The sequence below is a fragment of the Nonomuraea sp. NPDC003804 genome (assembly GCF_040610675.1).
GTDB lineage: Bacteria > Actinomycetota > Actinomycetes > Streptosporangiales > Streptosporangiaceae > Nonomuraea.
Genome location: NZ_JBEXMT010000006.1, coordinates 112564 through 134542 on the forward strand (window position 1 = coordinate 112564; position 21979 = coordinate 134542).

Annotated in this window: 24 protein-coding genes and 1 pseudogene; 15 read left to right on the top strand and 10 right to left on the bottom strand. The window is 71.8% G+C overall.

The annotated features are described in order from the left end of the window. Positions 1–9: 9 nt before the first annotated feature. From ABZX22_RS10140 to ABZX22_RS10160, 5 genes and pseudogenes are all read left to right on the top strand, one after another. Positions 10–306: pseudogene (locus ABZX22_RS10140) on the top strand (phosphotransferase); the annotation flags it as partial. Positions 307–313: 7 nt separating this feature from the next. After that, the gene (locus tag ABZX22_RS10145; protein WP_354907514.1) at positions 314–577 is read left to right on the top strand and encodes a hypothetical protein; all 264 of its coding nucleotides are present in this window, start codon (positions 314–316) and stop codon (positions 575–577) included. A gap of 173 nt (positions 578–750) precedes the next feature. After that, positions 751–954 (top strand): hypothetical protein, encoded by a 204-nt coding sequence (locus ABZX22_RS10150; RefSeq protein WP_354907299.1) that lies wholly within the window; start codon positions 751–753, stop codon positions 952–954. A gap of 67 nt (positions 955–1021) precedes the next feature. Next, positions 1022–1852, top strand: a complete 831-nt coding sequence (locus ABZX22_RS10155) for a helix-turn-helix transcriptional regulator (protein ID WP_354907300.1) — start codon at positions 1022–1024, stop codon at positions 1850–1852. A 93-nt stretch (positions 1853–1945) separates the two neighbouring features. After that, positions 1946–2209, top strand: a complete 264-nt coding sequence (locus tag ABZX22_RS10160) for a hypothetical protein (RefSeq protein ID WP_354907301.1) — start codon at positions 1946–1948, stop codon at positions 2207–2209. Positions 2210–2264: 55 nt separating this feature from the next. Here the strand turns inward: ABZX22_RS10160 and ABZX22_RS10165 are convergent, their stop codons facing one another. Both ABZX22_RS10165 and ABZX22_RS10170 read right to left on the bottom strand, forming a co-directional pair. After that, complete coding sequence (locus tag ABZX22_RS10165) at positions 2265–2573, bottom strand: DUF6355 family natural product biosynthesis protein (RefSeq protein ID WP_354907302.1); 309 nt, start codon at positions 2571–2573, stop codon at positions 2265–2267. Positions 2574–2716: 143 nt separating this feature from the next. Next, entirely contained in the window at positions 2717–4225 is a 1509-nt protein-coding gene (locus tag ABZX22_RS10170; protein WP_354907303.1) for an alpha/beta fold hydrolase, read from the bottom strand. Between the two features lie 141 nt (positions 4226–4366). On the opposite strand from ABZX22_RS10170, the gene ABZX22_RS10175 reads away from it, so the two are divergent. The 3 genes from ABZX22_RS10175 to ABZX22_RS10185 all read left to right on the top strand — a co-directional run bounded on the left by ABZX22_RS10175 (position 4367) and on the right by ABZX22_RS10185 (position 8762). Next, positions 4367–5656: a histidine kinase gene (locus tag ABZX22_RS10175; RefSeq protein WP_354907304.1), complete on the top strand. Its 1290-nt coding sequence runs from the start codon at positions 4367–4369 to the stop codon at positions 5654–5656. Continuing rightward, positions 5653–6306 carry a response regulator transcription factor gene (locus tag ABZX22_RS10180; protein ID WP_354907305.1) on the top strand — a complete coding sequence of 218 codons (654 nt, stop codon included), beginning with the start codon at positions 5653–5655 and terminating at the stop codon, positions 6304–6306. Before ABZX22_RS10175 ends, ABZX22_RS10180 begins: the two co-directional genes overlap by 4 nt. A 188-nt stretch (positions 6307–6494) precedes the next feature. After that, positions 6495–8762 carry a M9 family metallopeptidase gene (locus tag ABZX22_RS10185; protein WP_354907306.1) on the top strand — a complete coding sequence of 756 codons (2268 nt, stop codon included), beginning with the start codon at positions 6495–6497 and terminating at the stop codon, positions 8760–8762. An 87-nt stretch (positions 8763–8849) separates the two neighbouring features. On the opposite strand, the gene ABZX22_RS10190 is transcribed toward ABZX22_RS10185, so the two are convergent. Then, the gene (locus tag ABZX22_RS10190; protein WP_354907307.1) at positions 8850–9818 is read right to left on the bottom strand and encodes a LysR family transcriptional regulator; all 969 of its coding nucleotides are present in this window, start codon (positions 9816–9818) and stop codon (positions 8850–8852) included. Between the two features lie 137 nt (positions 9819–9955). On the opposite strand from ABZX22_RS10190, the gene ABZX22_RS10195 reads away from it, so the two are divergent. From ABZX22_RS10195 to ABZX22_RS10220, 6 genes are all read left to right on the top strand, one after another. Further along, on the top strand, positions 9956–11485 hold the full coding sequence (locus tag ABZX22_RS10195; RefSeq protein ID WP_354907309.1) for an MFS transporter: 1530 nt from the start codon (positions 9956–9958) through the stop codon (positions 11483–11485). A 121-nt stretch (positions 11486–11606) separates the two neighbouring features. Next, entirely contained in the window at positions 11607–11948 is a 342-nt protein-coding gene (locus tag ABZX22_RS10200) for a metalloregulator ArsR/SmtB family transcription factor (RefSeq protein ID WP_354907310.1), read from the top strand. Further along, a complete protein-coding gene (locus tag ABZX22_RS10205) occupies positions 11945–12391 on the top strand; it encodes an SRPBCC domain-containing protein (protein ID WP_354907311.1) in 447 nt (148 codons plus the stop codon). The genes ABZX22_RS10200 and ABZX22_RS10205 overlap by 4 nt, the downstream gene beginning before the upstream one ends. Before the next feature lie 177 nt (positions 12392–12568). After that, complete coding sequence (locus ABZX22_RS10210) at positions 12569–13162, top strand: TIGR03086 family metal-binding protein (protein WP_354907313.1); 594 nt, start codon at positions 12569–12571, stop codon at positions 13160–13162. Between the two features lie 266 nt (positions 13163–13428). Continuing rightward, entirely contained in the window at positions 13429–14439 is a 1011-nt protein-coding gene (locus ABZX22_RS10215) for a helix-turn-helix domain-containing protein (protein WP_354907314.1), read from the top strand. Positions 14440–14641: 202 nt separating this feature from the next. Further along, complete coding sequence (locus ABZX22_RS10220; RefSeq protein WP_354907315.1) at positions 14642–14974, top strand: hypothetical protein; 333 nt, start codon at positions 14642–14644, stop codon at positions 14972–14974. A gap of 61 nt (positions 14975–15035) precedes the next feature. On the opposite strand, the gene ABZX22_RS10225 is transcribed toward ABZX22_RS10220, so the two are convergent. The 7 genes from ABZX22_RS10225 to ABZX22_RS10255 are packed head-to-tail and all read right to left on the bottom strand — an operon-like array spanning position 15036 to position 20820. Next, on the bottom strand, positions 15036–15677 hold the full coding sequence (locus ABZX22_RS10225) for a TetR/AcrR family transcriptional regulator (RefSeq protein ID WP_354907316.1): 642 nt from the start codon (positions 15675–15677) through the stop codon (positions 15036–15038). Positions 15678–15686: 9 nt separating this feature from the next. Next, complete coding sequence (locus ABZX22_RS10230; protein ID WP_354907318.1) at positions 15687–15959, bottom strand: hypothetical protein; 273 nt, start codon at positions 15957–15959, stop codon at positions 15687–15689. Beyond that, positions 15911–16240, bottom strand: coding sequence for a glycosyltransferase (locus ABZX22_RS10235; RefSeq protein ID WP_354907319.1), 330 nt, complete (start codon positions 16238–16240; stop codon positions 15911–15913). Before ABZX22_RS10235 ends, ABZX22_RS10230 begins: the two co-directional genes overlap by 49 nt. Before the next feature lie 45 nt (positions 16241–16285). Then, positions 16286–17653, bottom strand: a complete 1368-nt coding sequence (locus ABZX22_RS10240; protein WP_354907320.1) for a HAMP domain-containing sensor histidine kinase — start codon at positions 17651–17653, stop codon at positions 16286–16288. Further along, a complete protein-coding gene (locus ABZX22_RS10245) occupies positions 17650–18348 on the bottom strand; it encodes a response regulator transcription factor (protein ID WP_354907321.1) in 699 nt (232 codons plus the stop codon). Before ABZX22_RS10245 ends, ABZX22_RS10240 begins: the two co-directional genes overlap by 4 nt. Before the next feature lie 33 nt (positions 18349–18381). Next, positions 18382–19887 (bottom strand): NAD(P)/FAD-dependent oxidoreductase, encoded by a 1506-nt coding sequence (locus tag ABZX22_RS10250; RefSeq protein WP_354907322.1) that lies wholly within the window; start codon positions 19885–19887, stop codon positions 18382–18384. Positions 19888–19929: 42 nt separating this feature from the next. Continuing rightward, positions 19930–20820 (bottom strand): LysR family transcriptional regulator, encoded by an 891-nt coding sequence (locus ABZX22_RS10255; RefSeq protein ID WP_354907324.1) that lies wholly within the window; start codon positions 20818–20820, stop codon positions 19930–19932. Between the two features lie 70 nt (positions 20821–20890). On the opposite strand from ABZX22_RS10255, the gene ABZX22_RS10260 reads away from it, so the two are divergent. Then, positions 20891–21952 carry a putative sulfate exporter family transporter gene (locus tag ABZX22_RS10260; RefSeq protein WP_354907325.1) on the top strand — a complete coding sequence of 354 codons (1062 nt, stop codon included), beginning with the start codon at positions 20891–20893 and terminating at the stop codon, positions 21950–21952. Positions 21953–21979: the final 27 nt, after the last annotated feature.

A 21979-nucleotide genomic window follows, 5' to 3' on the forward strand; every position in this document is an offset into this window, starting at 1 on the left:
CAGAACGTCATGGTGCGCTTCGAGCGCGGCGGCGTGCCGTACGTGCTGCGCAGGCCGCCGCAGCACGCGCGGGCGAAGAGCAACGAGGCGCTGCGCCGTGAGGCGCGGGTGCTGGCGGCGCTGCGCGGCACGGACGTGCCCGCCCCGCGACTGGTGGCCGCGCAGACGGCGCGCGAGCCGGTCTTCTACCTGATGGAGCCGGTCGACGGCGTCAACCCGACACTCGGCCTGCCCGAGCCCCATGCCTCCGATCCGGTGATCAGGCAGCGGATGGGGCTGGAGGCGGCGGTCGCGCTCGCCTCTCGGCTGGCTGGTGGCCACCCTGCCGTCGGCGCGCGAGCAGGTGCCCGGACTGCCCGCGCCCGAGGAGCTGATCGCCTGCTACGCCGAGCTGTCCGAGCGGGATCTGTCGGCGGTCGACTGGTACGTGGTCATGGCCTGTTTCAAGCTCGGCATCGTCCTGGAGAGCACGCACGCGCGCGCCTGCGCGGGCAGGGCGCCCAAGGACATCGGCGACCTCCTGCATCAGACGGCGCTCGACCTGTTCGCCGGCGCGCAGAGCTGGATGTCGCGGTAGGCGTCGTGTTCGCAGGCGCAGAGCTGGATGTCGCGGTAGGCGTCCCGACCGGCCCGCGGAGAGGAGACCCGCCGACCACCACTTAAGACCAAATACGACGATTTTTCGGTCTAAACAGACATCCAACCCCTACAATTGCGCGCAATTGTCGAGCAGTTCGGGGAAGGATCATCATGCGCATGCGGTTCCTCGGATCCACGTCGGAGGGCGGCGCCTGCCCCACCCTCTACGAGACCGACCGCGGCACCATCGTCGTCCAGGGCCTGCAGGTCACCGATCCGGAGGCGCTGGCCGACCTCAGGGACGTCCTCGACGGCGAAGGGGCGGTGGAAGTGCCGCGCGAGCTGCTGGTCGACATCGCCCGCCGCGTGCTCTGACCGCTTGATCACGATTGCGAAACTGCCCCTGGTTCGACAGCCGAGCCCGGGGCTACTCTCTGTCGGCGTGACGACGTTCCAGCAGGCGCGCATCGACCTCGGGCTGCGATTGCGGCAATTACGCGAGACGGCCAAGCTGTCCGGCAAGGACCTGGCAGCCCGGCTGCAGTGGCAGGCCTCCAAGGTCTCGCGACTGGAGAACGCCCGCCAGACGGCCACCGAGGAGGACGTCCTGGCCTGGGCGGAGGCCGTCGGCGCGCCGGCCGACGGCATCGACGAGCTGCTCGCGCTGGCCGTCTCCCTCGGCGTGCGCCAGGCCGACTGGGGCCAGCAGGACCGCGGCGGCATGGCCTCCATCCAGGAGGACATCCGCGAGATGGAGTCGAAGGCCACGGCGATGCGGGTCTTCGAGGGCGGCATCGTCCTGGGCCTGCTGCAGACCGCCGAGTACGCCCGCAACGTGCTGCTCCGCCTCAAGCACGCCTTCCAGACCAGCGAGGCGGTCGACGTCTCCGTCCGCGTGCGCATGCAGCGGCAGGAGATCCTCTACGACCCCTCGCGCACGTTCCGCTTCGTCATGACGGAGGGGGCGCTGCGCACCAGGATGGCCCCCGACCACGTGATGCGCGGTCAGTACGACCGGTTGCTCGCGGTCAGCACGCTGCCCAACGTGCGGCTCGGCATCATCCCCTTCGAGCACGAGATGCCGTCGGCGCCGATCACCGGCTTCTGGATGTTCGACGACGAGATCGTGCTGGTGCCGACGCGCACCAAGGAGGTGCGGCTCACCGAGCTCCATGAGATCGGCTTCTACGGCCGCCTGTTCGAGGACTACTGCAAGGTGGCGGAGTTCGACGAGGCGGGCCGCGCGCTGATCATGCGCATCCTTAACGGATAAGTCAAACAATCCGCACATTTGTCGCGACAATTGCTTGCATTTCGGACCAAGATCGTGCAACTCTAGCGCCAGTTGATGCGGAGGTGATGCACGATGCTGGACACCATGCTGTGCCTCGAGGTATTCGCCAGGGCGGCCGGCACCCACGCCGACCTGCGCGTGCAGAGCCTCGCACTGGCCAGCGACCCGGCATTCGTCTCCGTGGTCAACCGCTTCTCGCTCACCCTGGCCGAGACCGTCACCTGCTCGCCCGAGGGCGCCTTCGTCACCTCCTGGGGCTACCGGCTCGGCACGGTCGACGACGTCGACAGCGCCGCGGCCCGCCTGGCCTACCTGCTGGCCGCCCTTCCCGCCTGACCCTCGGGCGGACGGCGCCTCGATCCGCCCGCCCTCGGCCACCGGCGAACGCCGGTCAGCTCACCCCGCGCGTGTCGCCGGGGTGGGAGCACAGCTGGCCGATGTACCACGCGCCGACCGCGTCCTTGTCGAGCTTGGTCCGGCCGGGACCCACGCAGCGCTCGTAGTCGCCACGGAAGAGCCGGTCGACGCGGATCCACACGTTGGTGTCGGTCGCGCAGTGCTCGTAGGCCGGGTCGTCGGTGAGCGTCCTCGGTATGTAGCCGCACTGGGCGGCGGTCACCGTACCCGCCGAGACGGGGGTGAGGGGGGTGACGGCGAACGCCGCCGCGGCCGCGAGGGTGATGAGCGTCCTGAACGCCATGTCCTGCCTTCCGCCAGAGGATCATTGACTTACATACCGTAACGAGATGACTACAAATTGTAAACGGGGTTTCCTCACCTCGCCGCGGTTCATGCCGGTCACGCACGGCCGCTGTCCGCCCGTCTGCACCTCCTCACCACCGCCTACCTGGCGGAATGTGGCTCGGAGCAGGTCATGTCCTTGGCCGGGAACACCCCGTCGGCCAGATAGCGGTTGACCGTCTCGTCCACGCACGCGTTCCTGGGCGCGAAGAGCCCGCCGTACACCGTGTGGCGGACGGCGCCGCGCACCGTGACCAGCCGGGAGCCGCTCAGCGCCCGATGGGTGACAAGCTGTCCCGCGTACGGGGCGCCGGGATCGCCGGTGGCGCCGACCATCAGAACGGGCACGTCATTGGCGACCCTGACCGGCGGTTCGGCGGGCGCGGCAGGCCAGAACGAGCACGGCGTCAGGTTGCGGGTGAGCGCCCCGAAGACCGGCTCGTCACGGCGATGGGCCTGGATGTCGCGGTAGTACGTCTCAGGATCACGCGAGGCCGCCCGGTCGGCGCACATGATCGCGGTCTGCGCGCTCGCCGACCCGTCGGCGTCCGGCGCCGCCAGGCCGGCCAGCACCTGCTCCAGCACGGGCGTCGGAGTGACCTGGCGACCGCGCGCGGCCTGGCTCAGGACGCGGACGTCGGCGGCGAAGGCGCCGTAGGAGGCGTCGTCGTCCCCCGCGGTGACGGCGAACAGGATCAGCGGCAGCACCCGGGCGTCGGCCTGGTGCCGGCCGATCCGCAGCGGGGCGCGGTCGGCGGCCGTGACGATCTCGTCCACCGCGACCAGGACGGCGGCCGTGGTGGCGCCCAGGTGATAGCGCCGGTCGTGGCGGGCCGCCCACGCCGCCCAGGCGCGCAGGGCCGCGTTGACGGCGGGCCCCTGCGTCCGGCTCAGGTCGGGCCCGAACAGGTCGGTGTCCACGGCGCTGTCGAGCACGAAGCGGTCCGCGCGCCTGGGGAACAGCTGCAGGTACACCGCGCCGAGGTAGGTGCCGTACGAGGAGCCGAGGTAGGAGATGCGCTCCTCGCCCAGCGCGGCCCTGATCGCGTCCATGTCCCTGGCCGTGTTGCGGGTGGAGGCGTACGGCAGCAGGTCCGCGTGGACGGCACAGCGCCCCGCCATCTGCCTGGCCAGCGCCGCTCCGTGCTCGAAGCCACGCCGGTCCGGACCGGCCGAGCCGACGGCCACGGTGCTCCAGCCGCAGTTCAGCGGGCCGCTACGGCCGACGAAGCGCGGATCCATCCCGATCAGGTCGTAGCGCGCCGCGACAGCGGGCGCCACCTGCCTGACCCGCAGCACCAGGGAGAGCGCGGGCACGCCCGGCCCGCCGGGGTTGTACAGCAGCGTGCCGCGCCTGCGCGCGGGATCGGTGGCCTTGAAGCGGGACATGGCGATCGTGATGGTCCGGCCGCCGGGACGGCGGTGGTCGAGCGGGACAGCGAGCTCACCGCACTGGGCGCCCGCCTCGTCGAGCTGCTTGCCGGCCTCGTCGTCCTGGCCGTTCTGGCAGCGGTGCCAGGTGATCTGCCGGACGTCCGCCTGAGCCGGCGGCGCCGCCGTCAGCGTCATCCCGGCCAGCAGGATCGCCAGGCCCATGTGTCTTGTGCGCATGCCACGACGCTAGATGCGGCGGCGATCACCGCACATCAGCCCGCGGTGGGGTCGTCCCGGCTCCCGAGCACCGGTGCTGACCTGGGAAAGTACGACTGCGGTATGACGCGGGCCGCTCCCCGCGGCCGCTAGGGTGCGACCATGAATCGGCCACTGCTGTTCGACGTGGCGGTGGCGGGCGCCGTCTTCCTCGCCGGAGCGGGTCTCAACGCCGCCGTCTACCGGGACCCGGCCGGGCCGCTGCTCCTGCACGTGGCGCTGGCGCTGCCGCTCGTATGGCGGAGGAGGGCACCGGTGAGCGTGTTCTGCGCCGTCTGCGCGGCGGCCTTCGCCCAGTGGCTGGCCGGTGTCCAGCTGGTGACGGACGTGGCGCTGCTGGTCGCCGTGTACACCGTGGCCGCGCGCTCCACCTGGCGGCACACCCTGGCCGCGTGGCTGGTGCTGGAGGCCGGCGTCGTGCTGGCCTCGGTACGGTGGGCCGCGCCGTACGGCAGCTTCCTGCCCTCGGCGGTCTTCCTGACGGCCGTCGCCGCCGCCGTCACCATCGCCGGCGTGAACGCGCGGATCCGGGCAGAGCGCGCGGCGCGGCTGGCCCGCGAGCGCGTGGCCGACGAGCGCGCCCGCATCGCGCGTGAGATCCACGACGTCGTCACCCACAACCTGTCGGTCATGGTCGCGCTGGCCGACGCCGCCGCGTACGCGCAGGAAGGCGCGCCCGCCACGGCAGCGGCCGCCGTACGCCAGATCGCGGAGACCGGACGGCAGGCGCTGACCGACATGCGGCGCACGCTCGGCATCCTGCGCGCCGCCGAGGCCGGCCACGGAGGCGAGGCGGGCCACGGAGGCGAGACCGGCCGCAGAGGCGGGACCGGCGACGGAGGCCTGGCCGGCCGCGGAGGCGAGGAGGCGCCGCCCGCTGACCCGATGCCGGGCATCGCCCAGCTCGACCACCTGGCCGGGCAGATGCGCGCCGCCGGGCTGCCCACCCGGCTCGACCTGCGCGGCGACCCGGCTCTCGTCTCCCCTGGGGCCCAGCTGACCGTTTTCCGGCTGGTCCAGGAGGCGCTGACCAACACGCTCAAACACGCGCCGCCGGGCACGCGCGCCGAGGTGGTGGTGGACTGCTCGCCCACCTCCGTCACGGTGGAGGTCACCGACGACGGCCACACCGGCGGCCCCGCTCATGGCCGTGCCTCCAGCCGTGCTTTCAGCCGTACTTCCAGTTCTGCTTCCGGCCCTGCTTCCGGCCCTGCTTCCGGCCCTGCTTCCGGCACTGCTTCCGGCCGTGCTCCCGTACGGGCGGCCGGCCACGGGATCATCGGCATGCGCGAGCGGGCCTGCGCCTACGGCGGGACGGTGGCGGCAGGGCCGCTGCCGGGCCGTGGCTGGCAGGTCCGCGCCACCCTCGACCTCGGCACGGCGGCGCCGTGACGATCCGCGTCCTGCTCGCCGACGACGAGCCGCTGCTGCGCATGGCCTTCACCATGGTCCTGGGCACGCAGGACGACATGGAGGTGATCGGCGAGGCCGCCGACGGCGCCGAGGCCGTACGGCTGGCGCGGCGGCTGCGGCCCGACGTCGTGCTGATGGACGTGCGCATGCCGGGCTGCGACGGCATCGAGGCCACCCGCCGGATCGCCGCCGACCGCCTGCCCGCCCGCGTCCTCATCCTGACCACCTTCGACCTCGACGAGTACGCCTTCGCCGGGCTGCGGGCGGGGGCGTCCGGATTCCTGCTCAAGAACGCCAGGCCGGAACAGCTGCTGGCCGCCATCCGCGACGTCGCCGCCGGGGAGGCCGTGGTGTCGCCGCGCGTGACCCGCCGCCTGCTGGAGACGTTCGCCCACCGGCTGCCCACTGGTGCCGAAGCGACCCGGCAGGAACGGCTGCGGCTGCTGACCAGGCGCGAACGCGAGGTGCTCGCCGAAGTGGCGCGCGGCCTGTCCAACACCGAGATCGCCAGGGAGCTCCACGTCGCGGAGGCGACCGTGAAGACCCATCTGGGCCGGATCCTGCAGAAGCTCGAGCTGCGCGACAGGGTGCAGGCCGTCGTCTTCGCCTACCGGAGCGGTCTCAGCTGACCGCCGCTCCGGTGGCGGCGGAGCGGCGGGGTCCAGGACGCCGGTCGGCCGCTGTGACCTGGGGGTATGAACGTTCATAAATTGACTCTTGCCATGACATACCCAATGTGACATTTTACATATCACACCGTGAAGTTGGCCCGAACAGCACCCCTACGGACCAACCCCCAATCCCCCCAGGAGCGGTGATGCGGATCGCCACCCCATTAGTCCTCGCTGCCTTGATCACGTTGACGGCGCAGAGCATGCCGGCCACCGCGATCGCGGCGACTCACACCCCCACCCCGGCCCGCGCCGTCGCGACGGCGGACCGAACGGACCCCCCGCCCGTACGTGACTTCGGCGGCGAACCTGACCATCGGCAGGCCAAGCCGCTGCCGGTCGACGAGCGGCCCCCGCTGCCCGCGTCCGTCGACGAGGCCCGCCGCGACTACGACGCCCCCCACACGCTGAAGACCGACAAGCGGCCGTCGCTGAGCAGGAAAGCCGCCGCCGAGTGCGTGATCTCGGAGTTCACCGGCAAGACCGGCGACGCGCTGGTGGCGGCGATCAAAGCGGCGGACACCAGGTGCGTCAACACCCTGTTCACCCTGACCGGCGGCGACGCGCGCGGCGCCTTCGCCGAGTCCCAGATGGTCACGGTCGCCAACGCCTACCGCGCCAACGCCACCGGCTACCCCGGTGACAACAGCACGTCGACCGCGCAGCTCGTGCTCTACCTCCGTGCGGGCTACTTCGTGCAGTGGTACCACCCCGACGACGTCGGCCCCTACGGCGACGCGCTCAAGAACGCGATCAGACCCGCGCTCGAGGCGTTCTTCGCCAACAGCCACTCGGGCGACGTCACCGAAGCCAACGGCGAGACGCTCAGCGAGTCGATCGTCCTGATCGACAGCGCCCAGCAGAACGCCGCCTTCCTGCCGGTCGTGAAGCGCTTCCTCAAGGCCTACGACAGCTCCTACAACGAGCTGTGGTGGATGCGCAACGCGGTCAACTCGGTCTTCACCGTGCTGTTCCGCGGCCACCAGGTGCCGGAGTTCGTCACGGCCGTGCAGGCCGACACCAGCGTGCTGGACGCCCTGCACGACTTCGCCGCCGAGCACCTGGATCTGCTCGGCACGGAGTCCGCGTTCCTCACCGCGAACGCGGGCCGGGAACTCGGCCGCTTCCTCCAGCACGCCACGCTGCTGGACGCGGCCAAGCCGAAGGTGATCTCGCTGCTCGGGCGGACCTCGATCTCGGGGCCGACCGCGCGGCTGTGGGTGGGCCTGGCCGAGATGGCCGACGCCTACGACAAGGCCCACTGCGGCGACTACGGAGTCTGTGACCTGCAGAAGCGGGTGAAGGAAGCAGTGCTGCCGGTCGCCCACACCTGCGGCTCGTCGTTGCGCATCCTGGGCCAGGAGATCACCCCCGAACAGCTCGCCGGAGCCTGCACCAGCCTCCAGAGCCAGGACGCCTTCTTCCACAACCTCGTCAAGGACTCCGGGCCGGTCGCGGACGACAACAACACCAGCCTCGAGGTGGTCGTCTTCAACTCCTCCACCGACTACCAGACCTACGCCGGCGTGATCTACGGCATCGACACCAACAACGGCGGCATGTACCTCGAGGGCGACCCGGCCGCGGCAGGCAACCAGCCCAGGTTCATCGCCTACGAGGCCGAGTGGGCGCGTCCCGACTTCGAGATCTGGAACCTCAACCACGAGTACACCCACTACCTCGACGGCCGGTTCGACATGTTCGGCGACTTCGGCGAAGGCATGAAGACGCCGACGGTCTGGTGGGTCGAGGGGGTGGCGGAGTACGTCTCGTACTCCTACCGCGAGCTCGACAACGCCAACGCCGCCGCCGAGGCGGGCAAGCGCACCTACCGGCTGAGCACGCTGTTCGACACGGCGTACGGCGACGGCCAGACCCGCGTCTACCCGTGGGGCTACCTCGCGGTGCGCTACATGTTCGAGAAGAACCCGGCCGAGGTGACGACCTTGCTGGGGCACTACCGCAAGGGCGAGTGGGACACCGCCCGCACGTTCCTGAAGTCCCTGGACCACGACGCCGGCTTCGACGCCTGGCTCACCGAGTGCGCCGCGGGCGCCTGCGGCGGCGAGCAGGATCCGTCCACGCCCTGTAGCGCCCCCGACACCAGAGCCATGGGCCGTGACTGCACCCGCGCCGACATCACGGCGGTCAAGGGCGACTACGCCTACTTCTACATCAGGATCCCCGAAGGGGTGACACAGCTCAAGATCACCGCGAGTGGCGGCAGCGGCAACGCCGACCTCTATTTCAACAAGAGCGCATGGGCCACGACGCAAGCCCACCAGAGCCGGTCCACGAACCCTGACAACAGCGAGACGCTGACGGTGACCGACCTCGCGCCGGGCACCGACAACTTCATCAGCCTGCACGGCGTCTCCGACTTCAGCGGCGTACGCCTCACGACCGAGTACTGACCTGTCCGCCAAGCGCCTCCCACGACGGGGAGGCGCTTGTGCGTGTCCCCCCGGGAGCTCCGCCGCCTCGCCTCCGTTTGATCGCGGTCAGTCCACCGCGTCGGTGCGGAGCCGTCGGGAAGGACCCGGGTGGCCGGGCTCCTCGTCCGGCCCTTCCGGTCCGCTCTCGTGCCGGCACACCTCGAGCACGCAGGTGCGCAGCCACCGGTGCGCCGGGTCCGCGTCGAGCCGGACGTGCCACAGCAACGACACCGTCACCTCGGGAGCCTGGAAGGGCAGCTCGAAGGAGTACATCCCGCGCCGCATGTTCGCGGTGTGACGCGCCGGGACCGTGGCGACCAGGTCCGAGGCCTTCGCCAGCGCCAGGGCGGCGCTGAAGCCGTCCACGACCGTGACGACCTGCCGGTGACGGCCTGTCGGGCGAAGCGCCTCGTCCACGAGCCCCTCGGTCAGGCCACGCCGCGAGACGTGCACGTGCCGCGCGGAGGCGTACCGGGCCGTCGTGACCTTCCCGGCGCGCAGCGGGTGCTCGCTCCGCACCACCCCGATGAACCGGTCGATGAACAGGGGCGTGGTCAGCACGTCCGGGGGCGGATCGTGTTCGACGACGCCCGTCTCCAGGTCGGCACCGCCGTCCCGCAAGGGACCGGTGTCCTTGCCGGTCTTCCGCACGAACCGCAGCCGCACGCCAGGAGCCTCGGTGCCGACCTTGGCCACCAACGCGGGTCCGAACCGCTCCACGAACCCGTCGCTGCTGCGCAACACGAAAGTCCGCTCCAGCGTCGCCAGTTCGAGCGTCCTGGCCGGCCGCAGCACCTCTTCGGCGTCCTGGACCAGGCCGCGCACCCGGTCACGCAGTTCCAGGGCGCGCGGCGTGGGCACCAGCCCGCGCCCGGCCCGCACGAGCAGCGGGTCACCGGTGGCTCTTCGCAACCGCGCGAGCGCGCGGCTCATGGCGGAAGGACTGAGCGCCAGCCGTTCTCCCGCTCGCGTCACGCTCCCCTCCTCGAGCAGGACGTCGAGGGTGACCAGGAGGTTCAGATCGGGCCGTGCCATGCGCACACGATCTCACAGGCCGCCCATATATGGCGTCGCATGCACATATGACTTTCCATCTGTGCGCCTTCCGCCAGGCCCGAGAGGGGGCCTACCGTCCAAGACGACCCCCTCCCACTCCAGGAAGAGGCTTTGTCTTGAGAGGACCGACACCCGCGGGCGCCGAACCGCGGCGGGCATCGCCGGCGCGCCGGCCACCACTGGGCTGGACGCTGGCCGCGCTGTCGCTGTCCATGCTCCTGCCCTCGCTGAGCACCAGCATCGCCAACGTCGGCCTGCCGGCCATGGCCGCGGCTTTCGACGCCGCCTTCAACGAGGTCCAGTGGGTCGTGATCGCCTATCTGCTGGCCGTCACGACCCTGATCGTGGGCGCCGGCCGGCTCGGCGACATCGCCGGCCGGCGCCGTCTCCTGCTCGGCGGCATCGCCGTGTTCACGCTCGCGACGCTGCTGTGCGGTCTGGCCCCGAACCTTCCCCTCCTGGTCGCCGCCCGGGCGCTCCAAGGAGCCGGCGCCGCGTGCATGATGGCGCTGACGATGGCCTTCGTCGGCGAGAGCGTGCCCAAGGAACGCACCGGCAGCGTCATGGGGCTGCTGGGGACGATGTCGGCGGTCGGCACCGCGCTGGGGCCCTCCCTGGGTGGCGTCCTCATCGCGGTGTCCGGCTGGCGGGCGGTCTTCCTCATCGGCGTGCCGCTGGGCCTTCTCGCGTTCGCGCTGACGCTGCGGCTGCCGTCCGGTTCCGCACCCGCGACGGGCGCCGCGCGCGGGCGGTTCGACACCGCGGGTACGGCGTTGCTGGCCCTCGCCCTGGGCGCCTACGCGCTGGCCATGACGATCGAAGCCACGGCGTTCGGCCCGCCGGCCATCGGCTTGCTCGCCGTCTCCGGGGCGGCCCTCGGCCTGTTCGTCATCATCGAGCGCAGGGCCGCCTCCCCGCTGCTGACGCTCTCGATGTTCCGCGATCCCGTCCTGGCCGCCGGCCTGACGACCAGCGCGCTGGTCTCGACCGTCATGATGACCACCCTCGTCGTCGGGCCCTTCCACCTGTCCCGGGCGCTCGGGCTGGACCCGGCCTCCGTGGGACTGGCGATGTCGGCCGGTCCGGCGGTCGCCGCCCTCGCCGGCGTCCCGGCGGGCCGCGCCACCGATCGCTTCGGGCCCGAGGCCATGGTGATCGTCGGGCTCGGCGGCGTCATCGGCGGCACGGCGGCGCTCTCCTTGATGCCCGTGGCCGCCGGTGTCCTCGGATACGTCCTGCCGCTGGTCACCGTCACCGCCGGCTACGCGCTGTTCCAGGCGGCCAACAACACCGCGGTCATGAAGGACGTCTCCCCGCACCAGCGGGGCCTGGTGTCGGGCATGGTGAACCTGTCCCGGAACCTGGGCCTCATCACCGGCGCGTCGGTCATGGGCGCGATCTTCGCCTTCGCCTCAGGGACGAGCGAGGTCACGACGGCGGCGTCGGCGAAGGTGGCCCGCGGGACTCACTGGACCTTCGCCGTCGCGACCCTCCTCGTGGCCCTCGGCCTGGCCGTGGTCCTCGCGCTCCGGGCGCGTTCCCGGCGCTCGCCCGGCCGTCGGAGGACAGGCCCGTCATCCGGGCGTACGGGCAGCAGCGACCTCGCCGAACCTCCTTCTCCGCATCACCGGTCACAGAAGACGTGACACGTAGGAAATTTCCTACCTATAGTGGGCGCATGCACATCACGAAGGGGGCCCGGACCGGGTTCACCCTCGCCACCGCGTCGCCGATCCCCGCGCCGCTCCCTCCGGCCGCCGACCTGCCGTGATCGCCGAACGGACCACCGAGGACCAGGTCTTCGCGGCCCTGTCCAGCCCCGTGCGCCGCGAGGTGCTGCGGCTGCTCAGGGAGGAGGGCCCGCGACCGGTGCAGGCGCTGGCCGGGCGCTTCGAGATGTCCCGGCCGAGCTTCTCCGAACACCTGCGGGTGCTGCGCGAGGCGGGACTGGTCACCGAGCGGAAAGCAGGGCGGCAACGGCTGTACCAGCTGGAGGCGGTTCCGCTGCTCGACGTGCAGGAGTGGCTCACGCCCTTCGAGAGGTTCTGGCGCGAGAAGCTGACCGGGCTGCGCGACCTGCTCGACCGGCTCGAGGACGAAGAGCCATGAGCGACGACGATCTCACCGCCCTTCACCTCGACCAGTTCCTGCCGCATCCCCCTGCCAAGGTGTGGCGGGCGCTGACCGAACCGGACCTGCTGGCCCGGTGGCTGATGCCCGGCGACTTCCGGCTCGAGGTCGGCCACCGTTACGTCATGCGGGCCGTACCCATGCCTTCCACCGGGTTCTCGGGCACGGTCCTGGCCGAGGTGCTGGCCTTCGAGCCCGAGCGGATGCTCCGCCTCCGATGGCGGGACGCCGATCCGGCCGACGACACCGACTGGACGGTCACCTGGACGCTGGAGCCGGAGGGCACGGGCACCCGGCTCTTCCTGCGCCACGACGGCTTCGACCCGGACAACCCGCTCCAGCAGCGGGCCCGCAGGATCATGGGCGGCGGCTGGCGTTCGGCGGTCATCCGCGGCCTGGAAGACCTCCTCGACTCACTCTGAGCCGGGGCGCGCTCCTCTCCCGGACGCCGCACGGCCTGCACCCGGACGCCGCACGGCGCGACCGCGCCCTCGACCGGATCTCCCACGAACACCGATGAAGCCCTCTGCCGGATCTCCCACGAACACCGATGAAGCCCTCTGCCGGATCTTTCACGAACACCGATGAACGGAGCAGTCATGTCCGATGTCGCCGACCGCGTCGACCGCCTCGCGGCGGGCTTCCTGGCCCGCATCGAGGCGACCCCGGCCGACCGATGGGACCGGGCGAGTCCCTGCGCGGGATGGACCGCCCGCGACGTCGTGGCCCACGTCGTCAACGGGCATCGCGGCATCGTCGCGGCCGTGCGCGGCGTTCCGCCCCGGCCCTCTCACGGGGTGCGGGTCTCAGGCATGGGTGAGGCGCCGCCGGTCGAGCCGCACGCCGATCTCGCCGCCGCGTACGCCGAGGCCAGGGCCGGTCTGCGGGCCGTACTGACCGACCCTGAGCTGGCCGCCACGCCGCTGCCGTTCAGCCCGATCGGCCCCGTCCCCGTGGAGCGGGCGGCCGACGTGGTGGGCGCGCTCGAACTGCTGGTGCACACCTGGGACCTGGCCCGTGCCGTCGGCGGGGACGAGCGGCTGGACCTCGAGGCCGTCGTCAGGACCCATGAGGCGCTGCGCCCGCACTATGCCGCGCTCCAGGCGACCGACGCCTTCCGCGAGGAGATCGAGCCACCGGCCGGCGCCGACCCGCAGACGGCCTTCCTCTGCTTCACCGGCCGCCGCCCCTGACCGCTCTCCCCTGCTGTCCCGCTCCGGATTCTCCCCGGCTGTCCCGCTCCGGATTCCCCCCGGCTGTCGCGCTCCCGGATTCCCGCGCCTTCACCGCCGGCCCTGCTACGGACGGCATGGCGCCGGGACCGGCCGACGGGACCCTCGACCGGCTCTACCGGAAATGTGATGGTGGAGCTCATCAGTGGGGCGCTCCGGACGCGCTGAGCCTGCGGGCAGCGTGGGGTTCGGCGGTACGGTCCTGACCAGACGTGGAGGAGATGGAGATGTTGTCCGAGACGGTGTTCCGGAGTGACGATGTGCCCGCGGCGGATCGGTTCGATCACTGGCACGACCTCGTCAACCGGACGCACGCACCCCTGGACATGCAGAGCGATCACCGGAAGGACTTCTGGGCCGCTCAGCGTCTGCTGGATCTCGGCGCCGTCTCCGTCTGGCTGACGGCCTTCAAGCCGATGCGCTTTCGCCGGACCCCGCGGCTGATCCGCCAGTCCGACCCCGAGGGTGTGCACTTGTCGCTGCCCACGAAAGGCCCTCTCAGGACCACTCGCAGCCATCACGAGATCGAATACGGCCCATACGATTTATGCATTTTCGACACCTCGCGGCCCGCCGAGTTCCAGGCCGGTGACGTCCCCGGCCGGCACGCGGGAATAGGGCTGGAGATCCCCAAGGCGTTACTGCACCTCCCAGGGAAATCGCTCGACACCCTGGTCGTCCGCAAGCTGTCGATGAGGGAGGGTTTCGGCGCACTGCTGACCCATTTCCTCGGACAGCTGGCGAGAGGAACCGACGCGTACCGGCCGTCCGACGGACCTCGGCTGGGGATGGTCGCGGTCGACCTGGTGTCCGCGTTGTTCGCCCAAGCCCTGGACGCCGACGACGCCCTCCCGCCGGAGACGCGCCAGCGGTCTCTGCTGCTGCGCATTCACGCCTTCATCGAGCACAACCTCGCCGATCGGGCCCTGACGCCCGCCGCCATCGCGGCCCAGCACCACATATCGGTCCGCTACCTGCAACTTCTCTTCCAGCAGCAGGGCGAGACCGTCATGGGCCGGATCCGCCGGCGACGCCTCGAACGGTGTCGCGCGGACCTCGGCGACGCCTCGCTGCGCGTCCTGCCCATCAGCGCCATCGCCCGGCGCGGAGGTTTCGCCACTCCGGCCGACTTCAGCCGCGCGTTCCGTTCCGCGTACGGCGTGTCCCCTTCGGAATACCGTCATGCGGCACACGCCGGCGACCTGGGTGCGGCAACGCGTACCGGCGGTCCGGAGTAGCAGCGACGGCCTCCCACGGTGTGGGATCAAGCCGCGCCGACGGTGTCGCCCTTCGTCCGGGCGACGTGCGCTCATCGCCAAGGAATCTTGCACGCTGCGGTAAAGACTTCCACAACAGCTTGTCAGGATACTGAGCGGGTCGATCGCCATGGGCGGACCCGACACCGCACGTTTCCTGAACGCCTCACCCAAGGGGAGAGAAATGAAGCGGACACTCAAACGATGGAGCGCCCTCGGCTCCGCGGCCGTGTTGCTGGCCGGCGTCATGGTCGCGGGTGGGACCACGTCGGCGCAGGCGGACACCCGGTGCGAGTGGAGGTGGATCCGGATCAACGACAGCCCCGGCGGAGATCCCATGACCGATGCCCGCGGTCACTCCCACAACACGGGCAACCACTACGTCGGCGGCTACTGGCGGGACGCCAACTCCGGGATGTACATATGGGACTGGTGGGCGGACAACGACGGCGGGTCGGACGGTGACTCGCCGGACACCTATTTCAGCTCCCGCTGGTGCAGCAACGCCCCCTGGTGATCGAACCTGAACGAGCGGCGCCACCGCTCGCGAAGGCCCCGTCGCCCCGGGAGCCCGCCGCTCACGAGGAGCGGGCGAACGCGTCGGGCGAGATGCCGACCTCGCGGGCGGCGGCCATGTGCGCGTGCTCCAGCAGCCGGGGCCGCGACAGGACGTTCGGGTGGAGCGTGTAGCGGATGATCAGCCCGTCGAGCATCGCGTCGATGCGTTCGGCCGCGCCCGCCGGGTCCTCGCAGCTGAACTCGCCCGTGTCGGCCCCTTCGGAGATCACCTGCTCCAGGGCGCGCAGCCACGTCGTCTCCAGCTCCAGCACGATCTTGCGGACGGCCGGCTCCCTGAGCGCGGTGTTCCAGGCGTCGATCCACAGCAGCCAGCTCTGGTCGGAGCGCGACTGCGGGATGTAGAAGCGCAGCACCCTGTCGAGGCGTTCGACGGCGCTGCCCTCACCGGTGACCAGCTGGTCGAGCCGGGCGCTCTCGATGTCGAGCGTGGCCCGCAGCATGGCGGTGATCAGCTCGTCCTTGGTGGCGAAGTGGTAGTGGATGAGCCCGCCGCTGACGTTGACCGCCTTGGCGATGTCGGCGACCCTCGTGTTGGCCAGGCCGCGTTCGAGAACGACCTTGCGCGTGGCCTCCAGCAGCTCGGCCCTGCGCTGGTCAGCCTGGTCCGCCCTGCTGCCTCGGGCACCGTCCGCACGTCGCACCGGCCAAGACTAGCCGATGCCGCGGCGCGGGCGGCGCCCGAGGTCGCCGGGGCAGCGCGAGCTCACCCGGAGGTCACGGGGCGCACCGGTACAGTCCCTGGTGGCCGTCCCGGTGAAGCCGCCCATCGCGATCACCGGCTTGCCGGTCCTCAGGATGAGCCACGACGCCTGCCCCGCGCTGCCGACGGCGACCAGCCAGGTGGCGCCGTGCTGGTGCGCCTCCAGGTAGGCGGTCAGCTCGTCGCCGAGCTCCCAGCCCGGACCACCGCCGCCTCCGGGCATCCGTCGGCGTCGCTGCCGGCCCACACGGCGCGCAGCGCCCTGCCGCGCCCCTTCTCCTCCACCCGTACGGCCCGCACCCCCGGGTAGCGCGCGGCCAGCTCCTGGGCGATGCGCCAGGTGCCGTCGGAGCCGGCGTTGTCGGCGATCGTGATGCGGAAGCCGTAGGGGAAGGACGTGGTGAGGTGCTCGTGCAGCCTGGCGACGCAATCCGGCAACGCCCGCTGCTCGTTGTGGACCGGGACGACCACCTCGACCAGGCGCGTCCTGAGTGCAGTGCTCATGGGTCCACGGTCGCGACAGCGTCTTGAACGTGACTGAGGCCGCTCTTAAGGGTGAGTGAGAACCGGCGATCCTGGCAGGTCGACACGCGCGATCACGCCGCCGCCGGGGGCGTTGTCGAGCCGTACCTGTCCTCCCGCCTCCTGGACGGCCTGCGCCACGATGGCCAGCCCCAGCCCCGAGCCGGGCAGGCCGCGCGCCGACGGGGAGCGCCAGAAGCGTTCGAAGACGTGCGGCAGCTCCTCGGCCGGGATGCCGGGCCCGTGGTCGCGGACCGTCAGCTCGCCGCCGTGCAGTTCCACCTCGACCTTGCCGCCCGGGCTGAACTTGGCGGCGTTGTCGAGCAGGTTCATGACGGCGCGTTCGAGCGAGGAGGGGTGGCCCACGACGTACCAGGGGTCGAGGTCGGTGGTGACGTCCGCGCCGCGCAGCCCGGCACGGGCGGCGGCGGCCCCGACGACGTCGTGGAAGGCGTGCTCGACGTGCGGCTCGTGGTCGGACTGGCCCCTGGCCAGCTGCAGCAGGTCGCCGACCAGTGTGGTCAGCTCCTCGAACTGCGCCTTGAGGTTGACCAGCAGGCGCTGCTTGGCCTTGGGGTCGATGGCCCTGCCGGTGTGCTCGCTGCGCAGCAGCAGGTCGATGTTGGTGCGCAGGCTGGTGAGCGGGGTGCGCAGCTCGTGGCCGGCGTCGGCGACCAGTTGCTGCTGGCGCTCGCGGGAGCCGGCCAGGGCGCCGGTCATGGCGTTGAAGGACCGGCTGAGCCTGGCGATCTCGTCGGTGCCGTTGACCGGGATGGTGGTGTTGAGGTCCTCGGTCCTGGCGATGTGCTCGACGGCCTCGGTGAGGCGGCCGACGGGGCGCAGGGCCGTACGGGAGACGAGCAGGCCGGCGCAGGCCGCCCCGAGCACGCCGATGGCGGCGACGCTGGCCAGCAGGAACGTCAGGGTGCGCAGTGTGCCCAGGAGCTCGCCGAGCGGCCGGCTGTCCATGATCGCCATTCCTGGCACGGGGCTCTCGACGAAGACGCGGACCGGCCTGCCCTGCTCGGTGGTGCCGTTGTAGATGTCCGAGCCGCCCTGGGCCGCGATCCGCCGCACCGTGGGGGTGACGGTCAGGCCGGGGCCGACGTAGCAGTTGGGCCGCCCGTCGGCGTAGACGACCATGGTCGACTGGGGCGGCCGGCCGTAGTGCCCGGTGCTCTGGGCCGTCGGCTGGCAGTGCTTGAGCAGCCACTCGACGTCGTACCGCTTGGCCTCGGGCGGCTTCATGCGCTGCTCGTCGAAGGTGCGGTCCATCTGCACGTACAGCTCGTGCTTGACGATGAGGTAGCAGCCGACCGCAGAGACCGCGACCGCGACCGCCACCGCCAGCGTCACCAGCAGTGTCAGTCGCGAGCGCAGGCTGCGCCGTCTCACGCGGCGGCCCGCAGCACGTAGCCCACCCCGCGGACGGTGTGGATCAGCCGGGGCTCGCCCTCGGCCTCCAGCTTGCGGCGCAGGTACATCACGTAGACGTCCAGCGAGTTCGAGGTCGGCTCGAAGTCGAAGCCCCACACCTCGGTGAGGATCTGCTCCCTGGTCAGCACCTGGCGCGGGTGTGCGAGCAGCAGCTCGAGCAGCAGGTACTCGGTCCTGGTCAGGTCGAGGCGGCGGCCGCCCCTGGTGACCTCGCGCGTGGCCGGGTCCATGCGCAGGTCGCCGAAGGCCAGCGTGGCGCCGCCCGCGCCGCGCCCGCCGAGCGAGCCGCGCCGCAGCAGCGCCCGCACCCTGGCCAGGAGTTCGTCCAGCTCGAAGGGCTTGACCAGGTAGTCGTCGGCGCCCGCGTCGAGTCCCGAGACGCGGTCGCCGACGGCGTCCCTGGCGGTGAGCATGAGCACGGGCACGTGGTTGCCGACCGCGCGCAGCCTGCGGCAGGCGGTCAGCCCGTCGACGCGCGGCATCATCACGTCGAGCAGCACCGCGTCGTAGCTCTGCCGGCCCAGCTCGTCGAGGGCGGCCTGGCCGTCGGCGACGGCGGCGACCAGGTACCCCTCGAACTCCAGGCTCGACTGCAGCGCCTCCCGCAGGGCGGGCTCGTCGTCCACCACCAGCAACCGCGCGCCATCACTCATGGTGACCCACGGTAGACCCGCTTCATGAGAACGTCATGAAGGTCCCCGCAGCAGCGCCATCGCGGCGTTGTGCCCGGGGATGCCGCTGACGCCGCCGCCGCGCCGGGCGCCCGCGCCGCACAGCAGGATGCGCGGATGCTCGGTCTCCACGCCCCAGGTGCCGGCCTCGCCGTAAGGCCAGGCGAGGTCGCGGTGGAAGATGTGGCCGCCGGGCAGCCCGGCCTCGACCTCCAGGTCGTGCGGGGTCTTGGCCTCGATGCACGGCTCGCCGTCCGGACCGGTGAGCAGGCAGTCCTCCAGCGGCTCGGCGAGGACCGAGTCGATCGAGCGCAGGGTCGCGGCGACCGCCTCGTCCTTGTGGCGGGGGAAGAGCCTGGCGGGCATGTGCAGGCCGAACAACGTCATCGTCTGCGTCATCGTCTGCGCGCGCAGCCCCGGGCCGAGGATGGAGGGATCGGTGAGGGAGTGGCAGTAGACCTCGGCGGGCGGCAGGTCGGGCACCTCGCCGCGGGCCGCCTGCGCGTAGGCGCGCGCGAGCTGGTCGCGGCTCTCGTTGATGTGGAAGGTGCCGCTGAAGGCCTCGCGCGGGTCCACGTCCGGGTCCTTCAGCCGGGGCAGCCTGCTCAACACCATGTTGATCTTGAGCTGGGCGCCCTCGGGCGCCGCCGGGGAGCCTCCCATCAGCCGGTCGAGGACGGCGGGTGGCAGGTTGACCAGCAACCGTTCGCCGGTGACGGTGTGCTCGCCCCCGGCGTCGCGGAAGGTGACCTCGCCCGAGGGGTCGATCCCCACGATCTCCGCGCCCGTCGTGATGGTGGCGCCGGCCTTCCTCGCCGCCTCCTCCAGCGCGCCGGTGACCGCGCCCATCCCGCCGACGGGCACGTTCCACTCGCCCGTGCCGTCGCCGATGACGTGGTAGAGGAAGCACCTGTTGGCCAGCAGGTTCTCGGCCGGGTCGGCGAACGTGCCGATGAGCGCGTCGGTCAGCACCACCCCGCGCACGGTGTCGTCGGCGAAGCGCTCGTCGACGACCTGCCCGATCGGCCGCTCGAACAGGTCGCGCCAGGCCACCTCGTCGCCGACCACCTCGCGCAGCCGGTCGGCGGGGCGCAGCGGTTCGAGCAGGGTGGGGGCCAGCCGCTCGGCGACCCGGGCCGTCATGGCGTAGAACTCCCGCCATGCCCGGTAGTCGGACTCCCCGCCGGTGACGCGCCGGAACGACGCGGCCGTGCGTTCGTCGTCGGCGTTGTCGACGAGGAGGCCGCCGTCTCCGACGGGCGTGTAGGAGGCGAAGCGACGCCGGCGCAGGTCGAGGCGGAGCCCCAGGTCGTTGACGATCTTCGTGGGGAGAAGGCTGACCAGGTAGGAGTAGCGCGACAGGCGGGCGTCCACGCCGGGGAAGGCCCTGGTGGAGATGGCCAGGCCGCCCACGTGGTCCTGGCGTTCGAGGACGAGCACGCTGCGGCCCGCGGCGGCCAGGTAGGCCGCGGCGACCAGACCGTTGTGGCCGGCGCCGGCGATCACGACGTCATATGGCATACGACCTATTTGTCGATGAATATGTAGCGAACCGTCAAGGTGTCACGGCCGGGAGGCGATGGCCAGCAGGGTGGCGGCCGGCCCGGTCAGCGACCTGCCCCTGCGCCACACCGCCCGCAGGTTGCGCACCAGGTTGAGCCCCGCCAGCGGCACCTCCACCAGCCGTCCCGTGGCCACCTCGGCCTCGACCGCGTGCCCGCTCAGCACCGCCGGCGCCGCACCCGCCTGGGCCGCGCCCTTCACCGCCGCGTTGGAGCCCAGCTCCAGGCGCGGGCTGGCCACGTGCTGCCCGGCGAAGGCCAGGTCCAGCGTCTCCCTGGTGCCCGAGCCGGGCTCGCGCACCACCAGCGGGGTGGCCGCCAGCTCCGCCACCCGCAGCACCGTACGGCGGCGCGCCCACGGGTGCCCAGGTGAGACCACCACGACCAGGCGGTCGGTGGCCACGACCCTGCTGGCCAGGCCGTCGGGCACCGTCGGGCCCTCCACGAACCCCAGCTCCACCTTCTCGGCGAGCACCCTGGCCGCCACGTCGGCCGAGTTCATCACGTCGAGCCCCACCTGGATGTCGGGCTCCCGGCTCTGCAGCTCGCCCAGCCAGCGCGGCACCAGGTACTCCGCCACCGTCATGCTGGCCGCGACGTGCAGCTGCGCGGCCTCGCCCTGCCGTACGGCCTCGACCGCGCGCATCAGCTCGTGCGCGGCGGCCAGCACCTGCGCCGCCCAGCCGGCGACCATGCGGCCCTCGGCGGTCAGCGCCGACCCGCGGGGCGTGCGTTCGAGCAACGGCACGCCGAGCCGGCGTTCGAGCCTGGCGATCCGCTTGCTGGCCGAGGGCTGCGCGATGCCCGCGGCCCTGGCCGCCTGGCCGAGGCTGCCGAGCTCGCCCGCGTCGACCAAAAGCCGCAACGACTCCAGATCGGGCAATTCACTCATAGCCACAGGCTATGGGCTCCCAGTCAAGATCGGTCTACTGGCCGCCCCGACCTGCCCGAAGACTGGAGGCATGACCCTCACCGCCAACGCTCCCGCCACCTCCGCCGCCGTGCGCGGGCTGCTGCCAGGACTCGGCCTCACCGCCGGCGCGGTCGCCGTCGCCCTGGTGGTGAACAGCCTGGTGCCCGCGGTGAGCGCGGCCGTCGTGGCCGTCGTGCTCGGCGCGGCGCTGGCCAACACCACGGGAGTCGGCGCCGTGTTCGCGCCGGGCGTCAGGTTCGTCTCGCGGACCGTCCTGCGCGCCGCGATCGTGGTGCTCGGCCTGCAGATCGCGGTGCCGGACGTGCTGGCACTCGGCTGGCAGCCGCTCGCCGTCGTCGCACTGGCGACCGGCATCACCTTCACCGTCACCCCGCTGGCCGGCCGGTGGCTCGGGCTGTCACGGGGCACGTCACTGCTGGTCGCCACCGGCGTGTCCATCTGCGGCGCCGCCGCGGTGGCGGGCATGCACGAGGCCACGGGCGGCGAGCGCGGCGTCAGCGATGACGACGACGTGGCCGGCGCGCTCAGCGTGGTCGTCCTGTACGGCACGGCGCTCATCGCGCTGCTGCCGCTGCTGGCCTCGTGGCTCGGCCTGAACTCCCACCAGCTCGGCGTGTGGGCGGGCGCGTCGGTGCACGAGGTCGCCCAGGTCGCCGCCATCGGCGCGGCCGGCGGCGCCGCCGTTCTCACCGTGGCGGTGACGGTGAAGCTGGCCAGGGTCGTGCTGCTCGCGCCGCTGGTGGCGCTGACCTCCCTGCGCCTGCGCCGCGAGGAGACCGGCGCGCCCGGCACGCGGACGGGCACGGGATCGGACCCGGAGGCGCCGCGCAGGGCCACGCCGCTGGTCCCGGCGTTCGTGCTCGGCTTCCTGGCCATGGTCGCGGTGCGCGCCACGGGTCTGGTGCCCGAGGCGGTCACCGGCGCGGCGCCCCGGCTCAGCGCCCTGCTACTGGCCGCCGCGCTGTTCGGCCTGGGCACCGGCATCGACGTGCGCAGGCTGGTCAGGGGCGGCAGGGCGCTGCTGCTCGGCGGCATCGCCACCACCATGATCGTCACGCTCTCGCTGGGTGGCGTGGCGCTGCTCATCTGACCAGGGGTAACCTGCTCTTTTTGGAAC

Excerpts from the sequence above, each read along its gene's own strand:
- ABZX22_RS10150 (WP_354907299.1), top strand. The coding sequence starts at position 751 with ATGCGCATGCGGTTCCTCGGATCCACGTCGGAGGGCGGCGCCTGCCCC.
- ABZX22_RS10160 (WP_354907301.1), top strand. The coding sequence starts at position 1,946 with ATGCTGGACACCATGCTGTGCCTCGAGGTATTCGCCAGGGCGGCCGGC.
- ABZX22_RS10165 (WP_354907302.1), bottom strand. The coding sequence starts at position 2,573 with ATGGCGTTCAGGACGCTCATCACCCTCGCGGCCGCGGCGGCGTTCGCC.
- ABZX22_RS10170 (WP_354907303.1), bottom strand. The coding sequence starts at position 4,225 with ATGCGCACAAGACACATGGGCCTGGCGATCCTGCTGGCCGGGATGACG.
- ABZX22_RS10175 (WP_354907304.1), top strand. The coding sequence starts at position 4,367 with ATGAATCGGCCACTGCTGTTCGACGTGGCGGTGGCGGGCGCCGTCTTC.
- ABZX22_RS10185 (WP_354907306.1), top strand. The coding sequence starts at position 6,495 with ATGCGGATCGCCACCCCATTAGTCCTCGCTGCCTTGATCACGTTGACG.
- ABZX22_RS10190 (WP_354907307.1), bottom strand. The coding sequence starts at position 9,818 with ATGGCACGGCCCGATCTGAACCTCCTGGTCACCCTCGACGTCCTGCTC.
- ABZX22_RS10205 (WP_354907311.1), top strand. The coding sequence starts at position 11,945 with ATGAGCGACGACGATCTCACCGCCCTTCACCTCGACCAGTTCCTGCCG.
- ABZX22_RS10210 (WP_354907313.1), top strand. The coding sequence starts at position 12,569 with ATGTCCGATGTCGCCGACCGCGTCGACCGCCTCGCGGCGGGCTTCCTG.
- ABZX22_RS10215 (WP_354907314.1), top strand. The coding sequence starts at position 13,429 with ATGTTGTCCGAGACGGTGTTCCGGAGTGACGATGTGCCCGCGGCGGAT.
- ABZX22_RS10220 (WP_354907315.1), top strand. The coding sequence starts at position 14,642 with ATGAAGCGGACACTCAAACGATGGAGCGCCCTCGGCTCCGCGGCCGTG.
- ABZX22_RS10230 (WP_354907318.1), bottom strand. The coding sequence starts at position 15,959 with ATGCCCGGAGGCGGCGGTGGTCCGGGCTGGGAGCTCGGCGACGAGCTG.
- ABZX22_RS10235 (WP_354907319.1), bottom strand. The coding sequence starts at position 16,240 with ATGAGCACTGCACTCAGGACGCGCCTGGTCGAGGTGGTCGTCCCGGTC.
- ABZX22_RS10245 (WP_354907321.1), bottom strand. The coding sequence starts at position 18,348 with ATGAGTGATGGCGCGCGGTTGCTGGTGGTGGACGACGAGCCCGCCCTG.
- ABZX22_RS10250 (WP_354907322.1), bottom strand. The coding sequence starts at position 19,887 with ATGCCATATGACGTCGTGATCGCCGGCGCCGGCCACAACGGTCTGGTC.
- ABZX22_RS10255 (WP_354907324.1), bottom strand. The coding sequence starts at position 20,820 with ATGAGTGAATTGCCCGATCTGGAGTCGTTGCGGCTTTTGGTCGACGCG.
- ABZX22_RS10260 (WP_354907325.1), top strand. The coding sequence starts at position 20,891 with ATGACCCTCACCGCCAACGCTCCCGCCACCTCCGCCGCCGTGCGCGGG.